Here is a 23,811-nt window from a genome sequence, read left to right on the forward strand (position 1 = left end):
AAAATGAGCTATTTCACCACCGAGGACACAGAGGTTGTGATTATCTCTGAATTAGAACTCTGTGTCCTTTGTCGTGAAACAGTTCATTTCAGTATGGTATTGAATCTTTACAGGAAGCAACTGCATTTTCCCACTGGATATTTATTCTCAATCTTTCTATCTCCCACATCACCTTTATCCTGTTTATCCGATGAATAAAGGGATTGCGGCTAAAGAGCAACAACTTCACATGTATGCGGTTAGTTTCAAAAAATGTTTCTCCCAGTGAAACTATCTGTTTCTCGGTGTGAAACACTTCGTTTCAAGCAATGAAACACTTCGTTTCACACCGAGAAACAAAGTGTTTCAAACAGGGTTGAAACTAATTACGAAATAGCTTTACTAATCATGCTCAATTGTGAAAGCAGGAAGCATCAATTAATTATTCATTACTGTACGGAAATAAACTATTTCACCACCGAGGACACAGAGTTCTAATTCAGAGATAATCATAACCTCTGCGTCCTCTGTGTCCTCTGTGGTGAAAAGAATCAAAACTGAAACGAGAAGTGAAACAAACTTTTGCTACGATTGCTTTTGGTTATTTGCATTTTTCGAAAAAAATGTTATCTTTGTAAGTAGGTAATGCGAATAACATTATTTTCCTATGCTCACAATGATTAAATCATAAATAATAGATTGTTTAATCTCCTAAAAGTTTGCATTATGGAAAAGACAAAAATTGGCTTGAATGCAGGAAAAGTATGGCGCATCTTAAATGAAAAGGGTGAACTTTCAATCTTCGATTTGTGCCGTGAGTTAGGTTTGACTTTTGAAGACGTAGCTCTTGCTATTGGTTGGCTGGCTAGGGAAAGTAAAATCTTTTTGAGAAAAAGGGAAGGAATGCTCTTCGCCAGTATCGAAAATGTCGAATTTACTTTTGGCTAAAGTGATGACTAATTTACATTTAAGGTGGACTCCACTTGATTATTTACGCTGTTGAAAACTTAATGAAGTGGATAGGTGGGAGTATCTGCGCTTGAAATATTATTATTCCCTATCTTCTACTAGTCTTTTCGTAGTTCATTCTTTTCTCTTGATATTCATTCTGTGAATTATAAAATTAGCCGGTAACTCGTGCTGTTTTTTTGTTTTCTTTCTCTTGTACTTTAATAAAGTAGTCGAATATTTGCAATCAATACTTACTTTTTATATTTTTGTGGTGAACAATCTAAAGGTAATAGCCTATGGTAAATTAAAAAGAAGCAATTAAAAAGACATATTTATAAAAAGCGTTAGCTTTTATTCTTAGTTACCGGAATCTGGAAAATTCAATGTATTACCAAGAATATAGAGTTATAACGCCTGCGTTTCTTTGACGTGGGCTTAACTTTATTGGTAGTACAGGCATTCCAGAGCCTCGGTAATGATAAAGTTCGGTTCCACGTCATTTTTGTATTTATGCCTTATCACACAAAGAAAAACAAATTATTTACTCGCTTGAGGAACCAAAGCAAACAAAACTTGATTAAATAATGAAAATAAAATGGTTTTGGATGATGTGTATGATAGTCATGACATCATTAGTTACAGTAAGTTGTGGAGATGATGACGATGAGGGTGGTTCTGGAAATGCTCCGGAAGGGACGATAACGGTTAATTTAACAACCGAAAATAATTTAGTTCATGTATTTATCGGTGGAAAAAGCTATGGATATTTGGCTTGGGAATCTTCTACTAACAATTTTTGGAATGCTGCAATGAATATAAGTGTTGGACAGAAACTTTACAGTGCAGAAATAATATCTCTAGGTAAAAAAAGTGGTTTAGGGGTTATTAACACTAACGAAGTTCTTGAAAGTGGTTGGGCGTCTAAGGTAGCATGTAAGCCTGGACAGGCATATATAACAAGATGTCCAAATAATAATCATGGTGAACTGGATTACTGTTATACAGGCATTTATGTAGTTAGAAATATTTCCAGTACATCCGGTGGCATTATGGGAGTCGAAATTCAATATTGTACCTTTGTTCCAGGTAAAGGTTGGAATCAGTAAAGCCTCTATTGGGATACTGGTTATAATTAACCCTTTCATTATATTTAACGAAGATACTTAAAAATAGAGAAGCATGTCAAAACTCATCACTGAAGACTTTTGACATGCTCTCTATTTTATTTATTATTCCTGCCGACCAACTCTATTTTAAATTCCAGAACATTCTGTTATTTATTCAATTTGTAAAGACTGAATATAACTCTTCACCGCATATAACGGCACATTTACCATCCATCTCTGGTCAATAAAGGGGGGCATGGAGAAACGTACCCCTTTTAGATTATATTTCTTTTGGTTATAGTTTATATAAGTAGACAGATATTTAGCTTTAACTTGTCCGTAAAAAATAAAATAAGCGATTACAACTTGATGTTATGTTCGTCTTATAAAATAATCAATCATCTTTGATGATTGATTCGGAGGATTCATTCAGATCATTTGCCGAACATATAATTAACAACTTATTAAGATGAAAAGAATATATATAGTTTTAGTCTTATTATTTACATATACAAGCGTATTTTCTCAGGCGAATTATGATTCTTTTGTAGGAACCTGGATATATCAAAATAATGATAGTATATTTAAGATTAAGCTACAAAAGGGAACATGGGTAGGGCATTTTGCTAGTGGTGAAAATCTTTTTGGAGGATATTATCTTAGTGTCAATGGAGTTGTAAAAGAAGACTATATCAAACCGATGCCTTCTGTTTGGGATAATGGTAGGGCACCAGAAAATAATATTTATCTAGCAGCTAGTGGAACAACCCCTAGTGCTGTAGGTTTTGTTTTTTACGATCAACGTAAACAACATTTTAATGGCGGAGGATTAGTGGGAGGAAAAATGGAGCTGATAACTCCTAATAAACTTCATTGGACATTAAATGAGAAAGAAGGCATATGGGACTATACGGAAGGAGATTTGGGTGATACGGATATGGTGCTACCTGATGCTACACCTATTGGCTTTTCTGTTCCTATTGATGTTATAATGACAAAAGTAGAAGAACCATAACCGCCTTCAAGCACTTTAATTTGATACATACTTGTTACGCCAAGAAATGAAAGAGATTTTATCGGTATATTAATTATTGAAGAAATTGCAGAAGATGATGCACGGGGTAGAATAAAAAATTGTATTTTTGCGACAACTTTTTTAAAATTACCGGTTATGGATACCATTCAGATAAAAGACAAGCTATTTACCGTTTCTATTAAGGAACAAGATATTCAGAAAGAAGTGATTCGCGTAGCGAACGAAATTAACCGCGACTTGGCAGGTAAGAATCCGCTTTTCCTTAGTGTGTTGAACGGTTCGTTCATGTTTACCGCTGATTTGTTGAAGCATATCACAATTCCTTGCGAAATCTCATTCGTGAAGCTGGCTTCTTATCAAGGGGTGACTTCCACCGGAGTGATTAAAGAGGTTATCGGTCTGAATGAAGACATCGCCGGACGTACGGTGGTCATTGTAGAGGATATTGTGGATACGGGACTGACTATGCAACGCTTGTTGGATACACTGGGCACGCGCAATCCCGAATCAATTCATATCGCTTCCCTGTTGGTAAAACCGGAAAAACTGAAAGTAGCCTTGAACATTGAATATGTGGCGATGGAAATCCCGAATGACTTCATCGTAGGCTACGGACTCGATTATGACGGCTTCGGGCGTAATTATCCCGACATTTATACAGTAGTAGATTAATAGTAAATAGGTACCAGTTAAATGGTAAATAGTAAATCGTTAAATTGTAAATAACAAGATGTTGAACATTGTAATTTTCGGTGCTCCGGGTTCTGGAAAAGGAACACAGAGCGAACGTATTGTAGAAAAGTATGGAATCAACCACATCTCTACGGGAGATGTATTGCGTGCAGAAATCAAGAACGGCACAGAGCTGGGTAAAACTGCTAAAGGTTACATCGACCAAGGTCAATTGATTCCTGACGAATTGATGATTGATATTCTGGCAAGCGTATTCGATAGCTTCAAGGATAGCAAAGGTGTGATTTTCGACGGTTTCCCGAGAACAATTGCACAGGCGGAAGCATTAAAGAAAATGTTGGCTGAAAGAGGACAGGATGTTTCGGTTATGGTAGACCTCGATGTTCCCGAAGAGGAACTGATGGTACGTCTTATCAAACGTGGCAAAGACTCCGGTCGTGCGGACGACAACGAAGAGACTATCAAAAAACGTCTGCATGTATATCATTCACAGACTGCACCGCTAATCGACTGGTACAAGAACGAAGAGAAGTACCAACACATCAACGGTCTGGGTACTATGGAAGGTATCTTTGCAGAAATCTGCGAAGCAGTAGACAAATTGTAATAATAAACAAATAAGTCGGTAGCCGGAGTATATCGCTTTGGCTACCGACCATTTTAACTAACTGAAAGAATATGGCTGAATCGAATTTTGTTGATTACGTAAAGATATACTGTCGCTCGGGTAAGGGCGGAAGAGGCTCTACGCACATGAGGCGCGAGAAATATTGTCCTAACGGAGGTCCCGACGGGGGCGATGGCGGAAGAGGAGGTCATATCATCCTGCGCGGTAACCGCAACTACTGGACATTGCTTCACTTGAAGTATGACCGTCATGCAATGGCTGGTCATGGCGAATCGGGAAGCAAGGGGCGTAGCTTCGGAAAAGACGGCGCGGATAAAATAATAGAAGTACCCTGCGGAACGGTGGTTTACAATGCCGAGACTGGAGAGTATCTTTGTGATGTGACGGAAGACGGACAGGAAGTGATTCTGCTCAAAGGCGGTCGCGGCGGTCAGGGCAACAGCCATTTCAAGACGGCAACCCGTCAGGCTCCGCGTTTCGCGCAGCCGGGAGAACCGATGCAGGAAATGACCGTTATCATGGAGTTGAAGCTGCTTGCCGATGTCGGTTTGGTAGGTTTCCCCAATGCGGGAAAGTCTACACTACTTTCTTCCATTTCGGCGGCAAAACCAAAAATCGCCGATTATCCGTTTACTACGCTCGAACCGAATCTGGGTATCGTTTCCTATCATGGTGGAAAATCTTTCGTGATGGCTGATATTCCGGGAATTATCGAGGGAGCCAGTCAGGGCAAAGGTTTGGGACTGCGTTTCCTGCGCCATATCGAACGTAACTCATTACTGCTGTTCATGGTTCCGGCAGACAGCGACGATATTCGTAAAGAATACGATATCTTGCTGAACGAACTGCGTACCTTCAATCCTGAAATGCTGGACAAACAACGTGTGCTGGCTATCACCAAGAGCGATATGCTCGACCAGGAATTGATGGACGAGATTGAACCTACACTGCCCGAAGGCATACCACACGTATTCATATCTTCTGTTTCCGGTTTGGGAATTTCCGTATTGAAGGACATTCTTTGGGAAGAATTGAACAAGGAAAGCAACAAGATAGAAGCAATCGTTCACCGTCCGAAGGACGTGAGCCGTCTGCAACAGGAACTTAAAGACATGGGCGAAGATGAAGACATCGACTATGAGTATGGCGAAGACGTGGACGATGAGGATGATGACCTCGATTATGAATACGAAGAAGAAGATTGGGAAGATAAATGATTACACTTACGAAAAATAATGAGTTGAAGGGATATAAATCGTTGGATGTATATCCCGAAGTAGCTCATTTCGTCACTACACGTCACAAAGGTATAAGTACGGGAGCTTATGCCTCATTCAACTGCTCGCCTTATACCAATGACTCATGCATGAATGTCTATCGCAATCAGAGTTGGTTGTTTCAAATCATGAAGCATCAGATTAAGGAATTATTTATTCCGGAGCAGATGCATGGTTGCGCCAGTCTGATAATCAATGAATCTTTTCTTGAAGACTCATTGGAAATAAGACGGCACCTTCTGCGGGGAGTAGATGCATTGATTACCAATGTGCCGGGATATTGTGTTTGTGTCACGACGGCGGATTGCGTACCTGTGTTGCTATACGACAAAAGAAAACATGTAGTAGCTGCCGTCCATGCAGGATGGAAAGGAACGGTGAAGCATATCGTTGCCAATGTTATGGACCATATGAGCCAGTATTTCGGAACTCAAGGTGAAGATGTGGTAGCCTGTATCGGTCCGAGCATCTCGCTTGAATCCTTTGAAGTGGGTAATGAGGTTTATAAAGCTTTTAAGGAAAGCGGCTTTGACATGTCCGCCATCTCTATTAAAAAGAAGGAAACGGGCAAATATCATATAGACCTGTGGGAAGCCAACCGGATTGAACTGCTTGATGCGGGAGTGCCTGCGGAACAGATTGAAGTAGCCGGCATCTGCACCTATATTCATCATGATGAATTCTTTTCGGCACGCAGACTGGGTATTGATTCCGGTCGTATCTTGTCGGGAATAATGATTAAAAAGTAAGATTCGGCGTCTGTAACTTTGTCTTTTTACGCTGATAATTGGTTTATGATAAGTTATGTTTGAAATAAAAGTATCTCAGGAAATAAAGGATGCATGTCCGGTTTTTGCCGGGGCAGCCGTATATGCCGCAGTGAAGAACACTGCTTACTGCGAAGGTCTTTGGCAGGAAATCAATACTTTCACCGAACAACTGACTTCCACTACGCAAATGGAAGACATTAAACGTCAACCGGTAATTGCAGCCACCCGCGAAGCGTACAAGCGTTGCGGAAAAGACCCCGGACGTTACCGTCCGTCGGCAGAGGCTTTGCGTCGTCGCCTGATGCGTGGGATTCCTTTATATCAGATTGATACGTTGGTAGACCTTATCAATCTTGTTTCTCTCCGCACGGGGCACTCTATCGGTGGTTTCGATGCCGATAAGATACAAGGCACGCATCTCGAACTCGGTATCGGAAAAGCGGAAGAACCGTTCGAAGGCATCGGACGCGGAGTGTTGAATATCGAAGGGCTGCCCGTATATCGTGATTCTTTTGGCGGAATCGGAACGCCTACAAGCGACCATGAGCGTACAAAGATGGATATCGGGACTACTCATATCCTTGCTATCGTCAACGGTTACAATGGAAAAGAAGGTTTGAAAGAAGCTGCTGAAATGATTCAGTCCTTATTGAAAGACTATGCGGAATCGGATGGCAGCGAGCTTTTATTCTTTGAATAATCACCTCTGCCGCATTTGAAAAAAGAAAAAATACATGAAGAACATACTTATCTCACTTACAGTCTTATTATTACCTGTTATCATCCACGCACAGAATAAATCTCCTTTCTCTGCCAGGGAGATAAAAGATGTCCGGGTGGCTACTCCCGGATTATTTGCTAAAAGCAACCATCTCTACCTGCATCTGGATTCTTTGCAGGAACACGAATATGCCTTTCCATTGCCTGGCGGTAAAGTAATCTCTGCCTACGGAACTCGTGGGGGACATTCGGGCGCAGATATCAAAACGTGCGCGAAAGATACGATTCGTGCTGCTTTCGACGGCATAGTGCGCATGTCGAAACCGTATTATGCGTATGGAAACTTGGTTGTCATCCGCCATCCCAACGGACTGGAAACTCTTTACAGCCATAACTTCAAGAACTTCGTCCAAAGCGGCGATACCGTAAAAGCCGGACAGCCTATCGGACTGACGGGACGTACCGGTCGTGCCACTACGGAGCACGTACACTTTGAAACCCGTATCAACGGACAGCACTTCAACCCGAACCTTATCTTCGACATGAAAGAAAAGACCTTGCGGAAAGGATGCGTTAAGTGTACGAAAAACGGGAATGGGATTGTTGTGAAAACGCATACTCCCGATAACCGTGTCGCACAGAATAATCAGATTAAAAAGTAATGAAGAGTGCATCTTTATGGTTGGTGAACGGACAATGAAAGTAATAAATCTTTTTTTGTCTTAAACTCTGTATTATCTATATCCGATAAACTTGCTATTTTTGATTAATTTGTATTCCTTTGTGTAACTGTTTATGTTCTAATAACTAACCCCCATATTACTACTTATGAAGAACAACAAGATTTATTTTCTGGGAGCCTGTCTCCTATGCGCCGTAACTGCATTTTCGCAGAATATTAACTTACAACCTGCTCCCCAAGAGCTTATTACCCGTGACAAGACCATCGACCTGCCTGCCATCTATCAACTGGAAGGTGAAAAAGAAGCAAGTCCGCATGCTGTGGAAGTCCTTAAAGAACTGCTTCCAGGTAAGCAAAGCACCAAACAAGGGCTCCGTATCTATATCGGTGAGAAAGGTGACAAGAGTGTACGGAAGTATAGCCGCTTGATTCCTAATCGTGATGAAGCCTATTATCTGTCAGTGACCGACAAGGAAATCGTACTGGCTGGAAGTGACGAACGGGGTACCTATTATGCTTTACAGACCTTTGCGCAACTGCTGAAAGATGGAAAATTGCCGGAAGTGGAGATTAAGGATTATCCTTCCGTCCGTTATCGGGGTGTAGTGGAAGGATTTTATGGGACTCCCTGGAGTCATCAGGCGCGTCTCAGCCAACTGAAGTTCTATGGCAAAAACAAAATGAATACCTATATATACGGTCCGAAAGACGACCCGTATCACAGCGCCCCTAATTGGCGTTTGCCTTATCCCGAAAAGGAAGCTGTGCAGTTGCAGGAACTGGTAGCGGTAGCCAATAGCAATGAAGTTGATTTTGTATGGGCCATCCATCCGGGACAGGATATCAAATGGAATCAGCAGGACCGCGATATACTGCTGACTAAGTTCGAGAAAATGTACCAACTCGGAGTCCGTTCATTCGCCGTCTTCTTTGATGATATTTCCGGCGAAGGAACCAATCCGCAGAAGCAGGCGGAACTTCTGAACTATATCGACGAGAACTTTGTACAGACGAAACCGGACGTGACTCCGCTTATCATGTGTCCCACCGAATATAATAAAAGCTGGTCGAACCCGAAAGGTAACTACCTGACTACCTTAGGAGAGAAACTGAACCCTTCCATCCAAATCATGTGGACGGGCGACCGTGTAGTCTCCGACATTACCCGTGACGGCATCTCCTGGATTAACGAACGCATCAAACGTCCGGCATACATTTGGTGGAATTTCCCTGTATCCGATTATGTACGCGACCATCTGCTTCTCGGTCCGGTTTATGGTAACGACACCACGATTTCCGGTCAGATGTCCGGCTTCGTCACAAACCCGATGGAGCATGCCGAAGCGTCTAAAATTGCTATTTACAGTGTGGCAAGCTATGCCTGGAACCCAACGAAGTATGATACCTGGCAGACGTGGAAAGATGCTATCCGTACTATCCTGCCGGATGCTGCGGAAGAGCTTGAATGTTTCGCTATACATAATTCCGACTTGGGTGTCAACGGACATCTGTACCGCCGTGAAGAATCACAGGACATTCAACCTGCTGTCGAACGTTTCCTTAAGGGCTATGTGGAGAATGGAAAATACGAAACGGCGGATTTCGAAGCATTGCAGAATACATTCGAACGCATGGCAGAGTCCGCTGATATTCTGTTGATTAATACAGAAAATAAACCCTTGATTCAAGAGATAACCCCTTGGCTGTATCAGTTCAGACTGCTGGCTGAAACGGGAAAAGAGGTATTGAATATGGTAAAGAGCTGGGGTGACTTCTCTCATTCTTATTTCCTTCGGAAGTACAACCATGTGAAAGCCTTACAGCAACAAATGTTTGACATTGACCAGACATATAATCAGAATCCCTACCAACCGGGAGTAAAGACGGCTACAAGAGTGATAAAACCACTGATTGACCGTACCTTTGCAATTACCGTCGAACGCTATAATCAAAAGAACGGAACTTCTCTGGATGCTATAACAGACTATATGCCGCATAAACTGATTAGTGATGTGGAACAAATAAAGAACCTGCCGCTGCAAGTAAAAGTGAACCGGGTGCTTATTTCACCCGCCAATGAAGTGGTGAAATGGGGAGCGGGAAAAATGCTTGAAATAGAACTGGATAATACTTATCCGGCAGAGAGTATACAAATCGACTTCGGAAAGAAAGAACCATCTGTATGGGGACGTTTTGAAATCTCCGTAAACGGTAAGGAATGGAAGGCGATAGACCTGGAACAAAAAGGCAGCAAGCTTACAGCGGGATTGCAGAAAGCTCCGGTGAAGTTTGTCCGGTTTACCAATACGGGCAATGAGGAACAGGAAGTGTATCTGCGCCAGTTCGTGCTGACGATAGAAAAGGGGATGTAATTACCCTTTCTTCGACTTGCGGTATTCCCGTGGCGACATTCCCATGATTTTGCTGAACAGGCGGGAGAAGTAATAGGTATCTTCTATACCTATCTTATAGCATATCTGGTTAATTTTCATGTCTGTTGTGTCGAGCAGCAGACAGGCTTGTTGTATCTTTAATAGGTTGAAGTAAGTCAGTGGGCTATGCCCCGTTTTCTTTTTGAACAACATGGAGAAATGAGAAGGAGAATACCCGATTTGGTCGGCTATATCCTGTAAGGTGAGATGTTTCTCCATGTTTTCTTTCATATAATGAATCGCCAGTTCGCTTATATTCTCGTCTTCCTGTGAATCATTGTTTGCGGCGTTACGGTATTGCTGTATATACCGTAATGTTCCCAGGTAGAAATGGAACATGGAGAACGCATAGCGCAGGTTCTCATTGCTATATCCGTTTTTCAGTGTGTTGAATATTTCTTCGAACAGGTTAATCCGGGTACTGATACGTGAATGTAGTTCGGGCTGAATATCCATCGGTCTGCCGGCTTCCTGTGCATAAAACGGTGCAAGGATACCTTTGAAGTGTATCCAGTAGATAGTCCATGGACACGATTTGTCGGAAGCATAGGCATGGGGAACTCCCGCAGGGAGGATAAAATACTGGTTGGCGGATACCGTATATTCCTGGTCACCGATGCGATACCATCCGGCTCCGTCTATGCAATAGATAAATACATATTGGTTGACAGGCTCTTTCCGTTCCCGGAAATGATGCTTGGCTTTCGGATAATATCCGATGTCAGTAATGTGTAGCATGGAAGTGAGAGGGTCTTCTTCCATTTTGTCAACGATAATGCGGGGAAGCACTAAAGCTCTTTCCCCGGTAAATCCATCTTTCAACTTTACCATAATCTCATAGTATATGATTCGACTGTTCTGCGCAAATATATAACAATGTATCTTATCTATCAAATAAACTGCAAAAAATAAGATTGTCCATCTTTATCGAATGAAATTCTATTTTTTATGCTCTTGACATGCTCTATCTTTGCAGTATCAATTAATCAATCTTCTAATGGTATGAAAAGTTATAATAAAAAGTTTGTCTATTTTATATGTTTAGTCTCTGCGATGGGCGGACTTCTCTTTGGCTACGACTGGGTGGTGATAGGGGGAGCGAAGCCTTTCTACGAACTCTATTTTGATATTGCTGATATACCTGCCATGCAGGGACTTGCCATGAGCGTGGCTTTGCTCGGTTGTTTGATTGGCGCTATGGTGGCAGGCATGATGGCAGACCGTTATGGACGTAAGCCTCTCCTGATAATTTCTGCTTTCATATTCTTGTCTTCCGCTTACGCTACCGGAGCGTTTTCCGCATTTAGTTGGTTTTTGGCAGCCCGTTTTTTAGGCGGTATCGGAATCGGAATCGCTTCGGGACTTTCTCCCATGTATATTGCCGAAGTAGCTCCTACGTCAATCAGGGGAAAACTCGTCTCGCTGAATCAATTGACGATTGTACTCGGTATCCTGGGCGCTCAAATCACTAACTGGCTGATTGCAGAACCTATTCCCGCTGACTTTTCCCCTGTGGATATTTGTGCTTCATGGAACGGGCAGATGGGATGGCGATGGATGTTTTGGGCGGCTGCCTTCCCTGCTGCGATATTCTTGTTGTTGGCATGCTTCATCCCCGAAAGTCCCCGCTGGCTGGCGATGAAAGGAAAAGAAAAGAAAGCATGGAATGTGCTTAGTAAAATAGGCGGTGACGATTATGCCGACCAGGAACTTCGTCTGGTGGAAGAAACCGGTTCTTCGAAGTCGGAAGGAGGATTGCGGCTATTATTCAGTCGTCCGTTCCGCAAGGTACTTGTTTTAGGCATTATTGTGGCTGTATTCCAGCAATGGTGCGGTACGAATGTAATCTTCAATTATGCGCAGGAGATATTCCAGTCTGCAGGATATTCGTTGGGAGATGTTCTCTTTAATATTGTGGTGACGGGTGTGGCAAATGTAATCTTTACTTTTGTGGCTATCTATACAGTCGAACGTTTGGGACGTCGTGTCTTGATGCTGTTGGGAGCCGGAGGGCTGGCAGGCATTTATCTCATTCTTGGCACTTGTTATTTCTTCGAAGTAAGCGGATTCTTTATGGTGGTACTCGTAGTTCTGGCTATCGCTTGCTATGCAATGTCATTGGGACCTATCACTTGGGTGCTGCTTGCCGAAATCTTCCCGAACCGGGTGCGTGCCGTTGCGGTGGCAACCTGTACGTTTGCTTTGTGGGTAGGTAGTTTCACGCTGACATACACTTTCCCGCTACTGAATAATTTATTGGGAAGCAGCGGTACATTCTGGATTTATGCGGCCATTTGTGCTGTCGGCTATTTGTTCTTCTTCCGTGCGTTGCCCGAAACGAAAGGCAAATCACTGGAAGCATTGGAAAAGGATTTAATCAAATAAAAAAACAATAGGTTGGCAAATTAACAAGTAAGTAAATAGGTATTGGATAACATCATCAATCAGGCAGGGAGAATGTAAGATCTCTCTGTCCCTGACCCTCTTTGTCTCTTGATCTCTTTGTCAACGAATAAAAAAACAAATTTATAATCAATAATACGATGGTAAAAGCATGGAAAGAAAAAGTGGTTATTCCTACTTATGAAGTAGGCAAACCAGAGAAGAATCCAATCTTCTTGGAGAAGCGTGTGTATCAAGGCAGCAGCGGGGTCGTATATCCTTATCCTGTGATTGAATCGATGTCCGATGAGAAAGTGGATAAGGAATACAATGCTATTTTTATCGAGAACGAATACATTAAGGTCATGATTCTGCCCGAACTAGGCGGACGTGTACAGATGGCATACGATAAAATAAAGGAACGTCATTTCATTTATTATAACCATGTGATAAAGCCTGCTCTGGTAGGGCTTGCGGGACCGTGGATTTCAGGTGGCATTGAGTTTAACTGGCCTCAACATCACCGCCCCAGCACCTACATGCCCGTAGATACGACTATTGAAGAAAATGCCGACGGAAGTGTCACGGTATGGGTGAATGAAATGGAACGTATGTTCCACCAGAAAGGAATGGCAGGTTTTACGCTTCGTCCGGGACATGCTTTTCTTGAAATCAAAGGGGTGCTTTACAACCGTACCGAAGTGCCGCAGACCTTCCTGTGGTGGGCAAACCCTGCCGTAGCGGTGAACGACTATTATCAGAGTGTATTCCCGCCCGATATCAATGCCGTGTTCGACCATGGAAAACGTGCCGTGTCCAGTTTCCCCATCGCAACGGGTACGTACTACAAGATGGACTATTCTGCCGGAGTAGATATCTCGAACTATAAGAATATCAAGGTTCCTACTTCCTATATGGCCGTCAACTCCCGTTTTAACTTCGAGGGCGGATATGAGAACGATACCCGTGCCGGCATGCTTCATGTAGCCAACCACCACATTTCTCCGGGCAAGAAACAATGGACTTGGGGAAATGGTGATTTCGGTCGCGCATGGGATCGTAACCTGACTGACGAGGACGGGCCATACATTGAACTAATGGCAGGTGTATATACCGAAAACCAACCGGACTTTACCTGGCTGCAACCTTACGAAGAAAAGAACTTCGTTCAATATTTCCTGCCTTACCGGGAATTGGGAGTGGTGAAGAATGCCAGCAGAGACTTGTTGATGAACATTGAACCGGAAGGGGAGGACAGCGTTCGTTTCAAGATATTTGCTACCTCACGCCAAACGGTAAATGTTGTGTTGAAAGGAGAAGACGGTAAAGTATATTATAGTAAGGAAGTGACTATCACCCCGGAAGAACTACTGGATGAAACAGTAAATGTGAAAGGTGAGAAACTCGATAAACTGATTCTTGAAATCACAGCAAACGGAAAGGAATTACTTTATTGGCATGCGGAACCGGAAGAAGTGAAGCCGATTCCTGACGCTGCTGAAGCAGCCCTGCTCCCGGAAGAAATAAAGACTACCGAACAGCTTTATCTGACCGGCTTACACTTGGAACAGTACAGACACGCCACATACAATCCCGTAGAATACTACGAAGAAGCATTGCGCCGTGATCCGATTGATGTGCGTAATAACAACGCGCTTGGTCTGTGGTATATCCGTAAAGGCCGTTTCCATAAAGCGGAGCAATACCTGCTTACAGCCGTAAAGACTTTACAGAAACGCAATCCGAATCCATACGACGGAGAACCGATTTATAATCTCGGTCTTGCTCTGAAATACCAAGGACGCTATAATGAGGCTTACGACCGTTTCTATAAATCTTGTTGGAATGCCGCCTGGCAGGATGCGGGATACTTTGCCTGCGCGCAGATTTCTACCATGCAAAGTCGTTTGGAGGATGCACTGGACGAAATAGACCGCTCGCTTATCCGCAACTGGCATAATCATAAAGCCCGTGCTCTGAAAACTGCTATTCTCCGCCGGATGGACAAAACCGAAGAGGCCCTGCAACTGATTGAAGATTCATTGGCTATTGATAAATTCAACTTTGGCTGTCGTTATGAGAAATACCTGATTACGAACGTAGCCGATGAACTGTCTGTCATGAAAGAGATGATGCGTGGCGAACCTCACAACTATGATGAAATAGCTCTCGACTACTGTGCCGCAGGTTGCTGGCAGGAAGCTGCTTCCTTATGGAATATAGCTATTGCCGAGGGTATTGTTACTCCGATGACTTACTATTACTTGGGTTGGTGCCTGCATCAGGGAGGACTGCCCGGAGTGAAACAAGCATTTGACGATGCAGTCAAGGCATGTCCCGATTACTGTTTTCCCAACCGGTTGGAAGCAATTCTTGCCTTGCAATGTGCCATGGAACAAAATCCGAACGATGCGAGAGCTCCTTACTATTTGGGCAATCTTTACTACGACAAGCGCCAGTACGACTTGTCTATGGAGGCATGGGAAACTTCCGCAAGACTGGACGATAGCTTCCCGACTGTATGGCGTAACCTGGCTCTGGCATTCTTCAATAAGAAAAATGAGGAGGCAAAAGCCATCGAGTGTATGGAACGTGCTTTCCGCCTTGACTCAACCGACGCACGTATCTTGATGGAACTCGACCAACTTTACAAACGTGTCCGTCGTTCACACAAAGAACGTCTTGCTTTCCTACAACAATATCCTGATTTGATTAAGCAGCGTGATGACCTCATATTGGAAGAAATCACCTTATTGAATCAGACGGGAGAGTACGAAAAGGCGAAAGCTGTATTGGATGCGCATAACTTCCATCCCTGGGAGGGCGGTGAAGGAAAAGTGCCTGCCCAGTATCAACTGGCACGTGTGGAATTAGCAAAACAGGCATTGGTAGCCGGTAATTATAAGGAAGCTATCACATTATTGGAAGAATGCCTGGAATATCCGCATCATCTTGGTGAAGGCAAATTGTATGGTGCACAGGAAAACGATTTTTACTACTTCCTGGGTTGTGCCTACGAAGGATTGGGGCAACATGACAAGGCTGTGGAGTGTTGGGAACAGGCAATCATCGGGCCTACCGAACCGGCTGCTGCTATGTACTACAACGATGCGAAACCCGATAAAATATTCTATCAAGGTTTGGCATTATTGAAACTCGGGCGTGTGGATGAGGCTAACGGCCGCTTTCATAAATTGACCTCTTACGGCGAAAAACACTTGTTTGACAAGATTAAAATGGATTATTTTGCAGTGTCGCTACCCGACTTGTTGATTTGGGAGGATGACTTGACGATAAGAAACGTAATTCACTGCAAATATATGATGGCATTAGGATATTGGGGACTGGACCAGAAGGAGAAATCCCTCCGGTTATTAAGTGAGGTAGAAAGATTGGATATTAATCATCAGGGGATTCAGGCTTTCCGGAGCCTGATAGGATAGGACAACTTAGTGACGATGTTTTATTGTAAGCATCGTCACAAGCTCCTTTTTATATAAACCTTAAATAACAATGACATGAGAAATATTAAAAACAGTTTAATCATGAAAATCACAGGCTTTATTGCAATTAGCTTTTCCGTTGTGTGCAGTATGGCTGCATGTTCGGACGACCCGGTAGCAGTCGCTAACCCCGAACCTGCTGTTACAGTGGTGAAAGTACCTAACGGAAGTTTTGAAGAAGACGCTGCCGAAATAGCTTCTCCTAAAGGTTGGACAGTAAACGGGGATTATTCTGCTGCAAAAGTGGTGCAAGGGGGATGTGAAGGCAACTATGCTTTACATTATGGAGCAACTGCGTCATATACGGTATCCACCCGTCAGACTGTCAACGGTTTGGAAGATGGTATTTATGACCTTGAGTTCTATTATAAGAGTACCGGAGGACAAATATCCTGTTATGTGGCAGCCGGTGCTGATACTAAGAAAATGACTTCATTACAAGCATCTCCCTCTACCTGGGTTCGCTCCTATGTGCGTGGAATAAAAGTAGAAGGCGGTAAATGTGATATTGAAATCCACAGCGAATCGGCTGAAGGAAACTGGAGTCGCTTTGACGGACTGCGTTTGAAGAAAACAGAGAAGGAGTATAATTTGCTGAAAGGCGGTGATATCTCACAGCTGACTTACGTGGAGCAGATGGGTGGAAAATTCTATGAAAACGGTGAAGAAAAGGACTGTATCGAAATATTGAAGAATAATGGTTTCAACATTGTCCGTCTCCGTCTGTATAATGACCCGGGAAATCCGGATTATTCTCCTTCCAACCGTTTGCCCGCAGGTATTTCAGGGCCGGAAGATGTTTTGCGGCTGGCAAAAAGAGCCAAACAAGCCGGTATGCAGATACAGTTGACTTTCCATTATAGTGATTACTGGACAAATGGAGAAGACCAGAACAAACCTCATGAATGGGAAGGGCTCGACTTTGAAGGACTTAAAAAAGCACTCTACGATTTTACCTTTGATTTCATGAATAAGATGAAAGCACAGGGGACGACTCCCGAATTTGTCTCGTTGGGTAATGAAGTACAAGCCGGCATGTTATATCCGGATGGAAGTTGTGACAATTTTGCACAGCTTTCCGAACTATTCAATACTGGTTATGATGCAGTGAAAGCTGTATCACCGGATTCAAAGGTCATTATTCACTCGGCAGGTGCCGGAGATAAAGACTTGTATAACTGGTATTATGGTGAACTGAAAAAAAGAAATACGAAATATGATATAATCGGTACTTCTTATTATCCTTTCTGGACGAAAAATACGGCAGCACAAATGCGTGAATGGGCGGATTATATCACAGCCAAATTTGATAAGGATATTTTGATTATGGAAACAGGATATAGCTGGGACAAGACTTTGCCTGACGGAACTCAGGGACAGTTGTCGGACAACGGGCCGTATTTGGATTTCTCCCCGCTTGGACAGAAAAACTTCATGCTTGAACAAATCAAAGAAATAAAGCAAGCGAAAGACTGCCGCATACTTGGTTTTCTTTATTGGGATCCTATCTTCATCGAAGTGGAAGGCATGGGATGGGAACTGGGTGCCAAGAATTATGTGAGCAATACCACCTTGTTTGGTTATGAAGGAAATAGATTGGAAGTATTGGATGCATTCAAATATAACAACTAAAAGGAAGATGCCATGAAGAATATTTTAAGTAGATTCGGAAAAATCAGTTTGTTGCTGGCACTTATGTATTTTGTTGTCGGTTGCGATGATGATAAGGAAGATGTGGCTCCCGGTCTTTATGTAATGAGTGATGAGATAGAGACGTTTCCCGGTGACACCGTTTTGGTATCAGGAACCGCATCTAATTATGTAGGATTGGAAAGTGTCACATTAAGTTGTGAACAATGGGGGATTCATAAGGTGTATGAATTGGGTGTGCAAAAGCCTAAAGTATTTAATTATGATTATCAACTCATTGTGCCGAAAAACGCTAGTTTTGAAGAACATTTATTGATTACTATCCGGGACGTAGACGGTCGGGAAAGCAAGAAAAAGGTGCTGTTGACTTATGTAGCGGATATGGAGAGTCCGGTTATGCAAACTCAACTGCCGTCGCGGATAGCAGTGGATTTCGACGCGGTTGCAAATAAAGGAAGTTGGAATCTGAATGTGAAGTTCACCGATGACCGCGAGTTGAAAGATATTCGTCTTCAAATCCCCAGTATGCAAATAGATGAGACGGTAAAAGTAACCGGGCGTAGTGGAGAATTGAAACGTACTATTGATTTTACTACGGGAGAATTTCCTGTCACTTTGACGATAACGGATGCCGGAGACAATGAAACTGTTGTCACTACTACGGTTGTTGTTATGTTGGCAGAGGAGGAAGACCCATTCGAAGATTACCCTGTAATGTGGGTGGTTAATGCTTCAGAGAAAGCTGACGACTACCTCGACGGTTACTATGCACCGATGACCCGCAAGGGAGAATACCAATATGAAGGAAAAATTTATGCAGACAAGGCGAACTTTCAAATCTATTTTACGGCGGAGAAGACAATGGACGGTGACCTCTTCGGTGTAAGTCCTTACGTTAATTCAAAACTGATGAATAACAATGATTATGTGGTACCTGTTACGGTTGCTGAGTCAGGTTATTATGGCGTTTGGATTGATTTGCAGGCACATACTTATAGCATGTGGAAACTAGAAACTTCAGCGACAACCTATACAGGCTCGCTCACAGTGTCCGGCTGTGGCTTCAGTGATTTTGCCGATTGGGGTACGCCTGCTACAGAGATGGCGCGTAATGGATATCGCTATACTTATACTTTGCACCAAATCGGCAGTTATTCAGGTACGCGCCAATACTATGCAGCCCGTGTGTCCGACTGGGGATATGTTCTCCGCTATTGGGGCGACACAACCGGATGCGGCTGGTGGGAAGATACTACAAGCGCAGGTGGCAGTGTGGCAAGCTATGCAAGCGACTATGACGGTGCAGTGCAAATCACCTTCGATACAGCTATTCTTTGGGCTACAATCAAGAAAGTAACAGAATAAAAAGAGAACAACTATGAAAACAATATATTCAATATGTGCGAGGACAGGATTCTTTTTTACCTTCCTGTTATTGGCAACTTCACTGATGGCACAACATATCCAAGTGAAGGGACTGGTGAAAGACCCGGCTGGTGAAGCTATTATTGGTGCGAGTGTAGTCGTGAAAGGTACTACCAACGGCTCCATTACCGATTTGGACGGTAAGTTCAGCTTGTCGGACGTACCTTCGGGAGCAACGATTACCGTTTCGTATATCGGTTACATTTCTCAAGAGAAGAAAGTGTCCGCTACACCGATGGAGTTTATCTTGAAAGAAGATACTAAAACATTGGATGAGATTGTAGTAGTCGGCTATGGTACGACTAAAAAGAGTAGTATCTCCGGTGCGGTAGCTTCCGTAAAAGCCGATGAATTGCCGACGGCTGCATCTGCTTCGGTAGGTTCCATGTTGCGTGGACGTTCGTCGGGAATGAATATCACACAAAACAGTGCCAATCCGGGTGGTTCGATGAATATCTCCATTCGTGGTGGACTTTCGGGACAAAGTCCGTTGATCGTCATTGACGGTGTGCCGCAGTTGTCAACAAAAACAGTGACAGCAGGAACGGCATATAGTGGCGGTGAAAAAGACAACGCCCTGATTAACCTTAATCCCAATGATATTGAGACAATTGATATTTTAAAAGACGCTTCGGCTGCTGCTATTTATGGTTCGGATGCTTCGGGCGGGGTGATTCTGATTACCACCAAACGAGGAAAAACTGGTAAGCCCGATATCTCTTATTCCGGTTCGGTTGCTTTCCAGTATATCAAGGATGCGCCGGATTTCTTGAAGGCACGTGATTTCATGATTGAACAGAATAAAGTGTTTGATGAACTGGGGCGTGGGGATGAAAAGAAATATACTGACGGGCAGATTGCTAATTTCGTAGGTGATGGAACAAACTGGATGGATGAAGTAACCCGTGTAGGTATCGTTAATGAACATAATCTTTCGGTTTCTGCTGGTACGGACGCCACGAAATACTTGTTCTCATTGAGTTATTATGACCATCAGGGAATCGCAAAGAATAACTCGATGAACCGTATCACCGGGCGTTTGAATGTTGACCAGACTATCAACCGTATGTTGAAAGCCGGTATTAATTCTACTTTCTCGCAGATAAAATATCATGATGTACCGTTGGGTGATGCCCGGCAGGATAATTCAGCATTGATATATTCGGCTATGACATTTATTCCTACCGTACCGATACGTGATGAAGAGGGTAAATATTCCGTTAATCCGATTCGTGACATCTATCCGAATCCGGTTTCGTTATTGGATATTACTGACCAGACAGTGAGCCGTGACCTTTTTGTCAGTGGTTATCTGGAGTTCCGGCCTATCAAGGACTTGTTGCTGAAAGCTACTGTCGGTTTTGATATGAAAGATGTGCAGGCCGACCAATACATTCCTACCACGACCAAAAAAGGATATAGTGTGGATGGTCAGGCTTCCAAGCAAAACGCGAAATCTCAAATGAACTTGTTCAATGTGATTGCCAATTACACGAAAGTATTCAATGAAATACATGACGTGAACCTGATGGCTGGTTTTGAATATAAGAAGTCGTCTTGGGAAGGGATGGGTATTGTCGCTTCACAATTCCCGTATGACGGTTCTTTGATGAACAATATCGGGACAAGTGAGCAGGAAAAACCGACTATCAGCTCGTATAAGGGAGCCAGTGAGATGGCTTCATTCCTTGCACGTCTGAATTATTCGCTGGCATCCAAATATATCCTGACTGTCAATCTTCGCGTAGACGGTTCGTCCAACTTCTCGAAGGAGCATCAATGGGGCGCTTTTCCGGGAGTATCGGCAGCCTGGCGTATGAATGAAGAAAACTGGCTGAAGAATATCGGTTGGTTGAGCAACCTGAAACTCCGTGCGGGTGTGGGGCAAACTGGTAATGCGGGTAACCTCACCGGTATCAATACCTATTATAAAGTTTCGCAAGGTGCATTTGCACCTAACGGAAGCCTGGTAAACGGTATGGCTATCTCCAAACTGGGCAATGATAAATTGAAATGGGAGACATTGACCGACTATAACTTCGGTATTGATTTCGGTTTCTTCAACAACCGTCTGTCCGGGTCTGTCGACCTCTACCAACGTCTGCGTAAGGATGTCATTCTGGAGAAAAATTTGATGTCCTATCAGGAAGTGAAGAAGATAGATTACAATTCGGCGACCGTTTATCGTGCCCGTGGTATAGATATTGGTATCCACAGCGTGAATTTCGATAATAAGAACTTTGGTTGGACTACCGACATCAATTTCTCCTATTACCGTAATCACACAACAAAACGCGACCCGGACTTCATTCCTGCTGTCTACCAGGATTATGTGGAAAGATGGGACAACATCTACGGATACAGAACGAATGGTCTGATTCAGATGGACCACACTTACAACCATCTCCAGAAATCCGGTGCCGGAGCTATTCTGTATCAGGATTTGAACGGTTACAAACTCGATGAGAAGGGAGAAAAAATGCGTGATAGTGAAGGACGTTATATCCGTACAACGGGAGAGGATGGCGTGCTCGACGAAGCTGACATGGTGGTACTGGCAAATAGTACTCCGATTCCTTTCAGTATCAACAACACTTTCCGCTGGAAAAACTGGGACGCCAACATCTACCTCTATGGTTCGCTGAACGGATGGAAGGTGAACGATATTAAGTTGCAGTCCATTTATGGTATCGAAGACATAACGTATGGCGTCAATGTTTTGGATGAGGTGAAGAACCGTTGGTCGCCTGCCAATCCTATGGGTACATTGCCGGGTGTGGCGGAAGCTTCTTCGGGCGTTGACCCCAAGAAGAGTGACTTTTTCCTCGAAAAGGCTTGGTATCTGCGTTTGGATAATGTGTCAATTGGTTATACTTTCCCTGCCCAATGGTTTAAGAATAAGATTCGTTCAGTCAGGCTGTATGCCGCGGGGCGCAATCTGGCCGTATTTACTCCTTATAAGGGAATGGATCCTGAAACTGGAAACGGTATCGGAGCTTATCCGAATCAGTCTTCATTTGCTATTGGTCTGGATGTGAAATTCTAATATATACTGGGTATGAAAACAATGAAATATATAGCAACAGCCTTGATGCTGTTATCGATGACTTCCTGTGAACTGGAACGTTTGGACTATACCGAAATCTCTCCGGAAAACTTCTTTAAGACGGAGACTGACTTGAAACTGGCGGTAAACTCGCTTTACTATGATTTTAATCCCGGTGATTTCAAGGCTGTTTATTCGGCAGATTATATGGGGTATCAAGTAATAGGTGATATGACGACTGATGTGCTTTGGTGTTGCTGGGCGTGGGAGTCAGATGAACTTTATTTCCAGCAGTGGTATGCTACTGTGGGAGGCAGTATTCAGAATCATGCTTACTCAAATTTCGAGCGTTATAATTTTCTTTCGAAAGCACGTAATACCATTCGTCGTATTGAAAACTCTCCGGTGAGTGAAGACGCAAAAGCGCTTTATTCAGGTGAGGCGAAGGCTTTGCGCGGATGGATGGGGCTTTACCTTTATGATATGTTCGGTCCTGTGCCGGTGGCTTCGGATGAGGTGTTGGACGGCCCGCAGACTTTTGTCTATCTTCCCCGTCTGACGGAAGAAGAATATGACGCGATGATGGAAACGGACTTGCGCGATGCAATCCGTGATTTGCCCGAAGTGGCGGAGACACGCGGACGTATGACGAAAGGGGCGGCACGTATGATTCTGTTGAAATATTACATGATAAAAGGCTACTTTGATAAAGCGGAAACTTTAGCCCGTGAATTGTTAGAGATGGAAGGACGTGTGTACAGCCTGCAACCTGATTATAACTATATCTTCTCCAAAGAGGGAATAGGCAACAATGAGGTGATTCTGCAATTGGCCTGTAATAATACCGCCAGTTGGTACTCCAACTACATGACTGCTGAAGTGCTTCCCGCCGATTATCCTTGGGCTGAAAAGGCTACCGGTTGGGGTGGATATGTAATGCCTTGGGATTTTTATGGTACATTTGAAGAAGGCGATTTGCGTCTGAAGAACGTAGTGACTGCTTATACGAATAAAAATGGAGAAAAGATAGACCGCTCGAACAGCGCTCAGTTGGCAAAAGGTGCGCTACCCTTGAAATACGGTATGGATCCGGATATGAAAGACGGACAAAGCGGCATTGACGTGGTTATCTATCGCTATGCTGATGTGCTGTTGACACTTGCCGAGTGTATCAACCGTAATGAGGGCAGTCCTACGACGGAAGCCGTCGGTTTGGTAAACCGTGTACGCAAGCGTGCCGGATTGCCGGAACTGGAGGATGCTCAAACAGCTTCCGGTGAAAGCTTCAATGAAGCCATCCTTTTGGAGCGCGGTCATGAGTTCTATCTCGAAGGGCTTCGCCGTCAAGATTTGATTCGTTTCGGAAAGTATGTGGAATATGCCAATAATCGCATTGATGCCATTAATAAATCCGAAGGTCGCGGCTATTTCAATGTGCACGAAGGACACAACCGTTTCTGGATTCCACAGAGTTTTATTGATGAGTCGAAAGGGGCTATCAAGCAAAATGATTATGATAGATAGTAATAAG

Annotated in this window: 17 protein-coding genes; 16 read left to right on the forward strand and 1 reads right to left on the reverse strand. The window is 43.5% G+C overall.

Annotated features, from left to right (window positions below; genetic code table 11):
* Window positions 1-702: 702 nt before the first annotated feature.
* The 10 genes from BacF7301_RS11740 to BacF7301_RS11785 all read left to right on the forward strand — a co-directional run bounded on the left by BacF7301_RS11740 (window position 703) and on the right by BacF7301_RS11785 (window position 10,214).
* Window positions 703-927 carry a winged helix-turn-helix domain-containing protein gene (locus BacF7301_RS11740; RefSeq protein ID WP_209319532.1) on the forward strand — a complete coding sequence of 75 codons (225 nt, stop codon included), beginning with the start codon at window positions 703-705 and terminating at the stop codon, window positions 925-927.
* A gap of 587 nt (window positions 928-1,514) precedes the next feature.
* Entirely contained in the window at window positions 1,515-2,036 is a 522-nt protein-coding gene (locus tag BacF7301_RS11745) for a hypothetical protein (RefSeq protein WP_167963001.1), read from the forward strand.
* 469 nt (window positions 2,037-2,505) lie between these two features.
* Window positions 2,506-3,051: a DUF6705 family protein gene (locus BacF7301_RS11750; protein ID WP_167963003.1), complete on the forward strand. Its 546-nt coding sequence runs from the start codon at window positions 2,506-2,508 to the stop codon at window positions 3,049-3,051.
* 156 nt (window positions 3,052-3,207) lie between these two features.
* On the forward strand, window positions 3,208-3,744 hold the full coding sequence (gene hpt / locus BacF7301_RS11755; protein ID WP_167963005.1) for a hypoxanthine phosphoribosyltransferase: 537 nt from the start codon (window positions 3,208-3,210) through the stop codon (window positions 3,742-3,744).
* Window positions 3,745-3,802: 58 nt separating this feature from the next.
* The gene (locus BacF7301_RS11760; RefSeq protein ID WP_044655680.1) at window positions 3,803-4,372 is read left to right on the forward strand and encodes an adenylate kinase; all 570 of its coding nucleotides are present in this window, start codon (window positions 3,803-3,805) and stop codon (window positions 4,370-4,372) included.
* 71 nt (window positions 4,373-4,443) lie between these two features.
* Window positions 4,444-5,610 carry a GTPase ObgE gene (gene obgE, locus BacF7301_RS11765; RefSeq protein ID WP_167963007.1) on the forward strand — a complete coding sequence of 389 codons (1,167 nt, stop codon included), beginning with the start codon at window positions 4,444-4,446 and terminating at the stop codon, window positions 5,608-5,610.
* Window positions 5,607-6,419 (forward strand): peptidoglycan editing factor PgeF, encoded by an 813-nt coding sequence (gene pgeF / locus BacF7301_RS11770; RefSeq protein ID WP_167963009.1) that lies wholly within the window; start codon window positions 5,607-5,609, stop codon window positions 6,417-6,419. The genes obgE and pgeF overlap by 4 nt, the downstream gene beginning before the upstream one ends.
* Before the next feature lie 55 nt (window positions 6,420-6,474).
* Window positions 6,475-7,140, forward strand: a complete 666-nt coding sequence (locus BacF7301_RS11775) for a B3/B4 domain-containing protein (protein WP_167963011.1) — start codon at window positions 6,475-6,477, stop codon at window positions 7,138-7,140.
* Between the two features lie 34 nt (window positions 7,141-7,174).
* Window positions 7,175-7,822 (forward strand): M23 family metallopeptidase, encoded by a 648-nt coding sequence (locus tag BacF7301_RS11780; RefSeq protein ID WP_167963013.1) that lies wholly within the window; start codon window positions 7,175-7,177, stop codon window positions 7,820-7,822.
* 166 nt (window positions 7,823-7,988) lie between these two features.
* Entirely contained in the window at window positions 7,989-10,214 is a 2,226-nt protein-coding gene (locus BacF7301_RS11785; RefSeq protein WP_167963015.1) for a beta-N-acetylglucosaminidase, read from the forward strand.
* On the opposite strand, the gene BacF7301_RS11790 is transcribed toward BacF7301_RS11785, so the two are convergent.
* On the reverse strand, window positions 10,215-11,105 hold the full coding sequence (locus BacF7301_RS11790) for an AraC family transcriptional regulator (protein WP_167963017.1): 891 nt from the start codon (window positions 11,103-11,105) through the stop codon (window positions 10,215-10,217). It abuts the gene before it with no gap.
* Window positions 11,106-11,276: 171 nt separating this feature from the next.
* On the opposite strand from BacF7301_RS11790, the gene BacF7301_RS11795 reads away from it, so the two are divergent.
* From BacF7301_RS11795 to BacF7301_RS11820, 6 genes are all read left to right on the forward strand, one after another.
* Entirely contained in the window at window positions 11,277-12,659 is a 1,383-nt protein-coding gene (locus BacF7301_RS11795; RefSeq protein WP_167963019.1) for a sugar porter family MFS transporter, read from the forward strand.
* A 158-nt stretch (window positions 12,660-12,817) separates the two neighbouring features.
* Complete coding sequence (locus tag BacF7301_RS11800; RefSeq protein ID WP_167963021.1) at window positions 12,818-16,099, forward strand: DUF5107 domain-containing protein; 3,282 nt, start codon at window positions 12,818-12,820, stop codon at window positions 16,097-16,099.
* Between the two features lie 75 nt (window positions 16,100-16,174).
* Window positions 16,175-17,791 carry a glycoside hydrolase family 53 protein gene (locus tag BacF7301_RS11805; RefSeq protein WP_167963023.1) on the forward strand — a complete coding sequence of 539 codons (1,617 nt, stop codon included), beginning with the start codon at window positions 16,175-16,177 and terminating at the stop codon, window positions 17,789-17,791.
* Window positions 17,792-17,803: 12 nt separating this feature from the next.
* Window positions 17,804-19,174 (forward strand): hypothetical protein, encoded by a 1,371-nt coding sequence (locus tag BacF7301_RS11810; protein ID WP_167963025.1) that lies wholly within the window; start codon window positions 17,804-17,806, stop codon window positions 19,172-19,174.
* A 13-nt stretch (window positions 19,175-19,187) separates the two neighbouring features.
* On the forward strand, window positions 19,188-22,280 hold the full coding sequence (locus BacF7301_RS11815; protein WP_167963027.1) for a SusC/RagA family TonB-linked outer membrane protein: 3,093 nt from the start codon (window positions 19,188-19,190) through the stop codon (window positions 22,278-22,280).
* Window positions 22,281-22,292: 12 nt separating this feature from the next.
* Window positions 22,293-23,804 carry a RagB/SusD family nutrient uptake outer membrane protein gene (locus BacF7301_RS11820; protein WP_167963029.1) on the forward strand — a complete coding sequence of 504 codons (1,512 nt, stop codon included), beginning with the start codon at window positions 22,293-22,295 and terminating at the stop codon, window positions 23,802-23,804.
* The last annotated feature ends 7 nt before the right edge of the window (window positions 23,805-23,811 follow it).

This window comes from Bacteroides faecium (genome assembly GCF_012113595.1).
In the GTDB taxonomy this organism is placed as follows: domain Bacteria; phylum Bacteroidota; class Bacteroidia; order Bacteroidales; family Bacteroidaceae; genus Bacteroides; species Bacteroides faecium.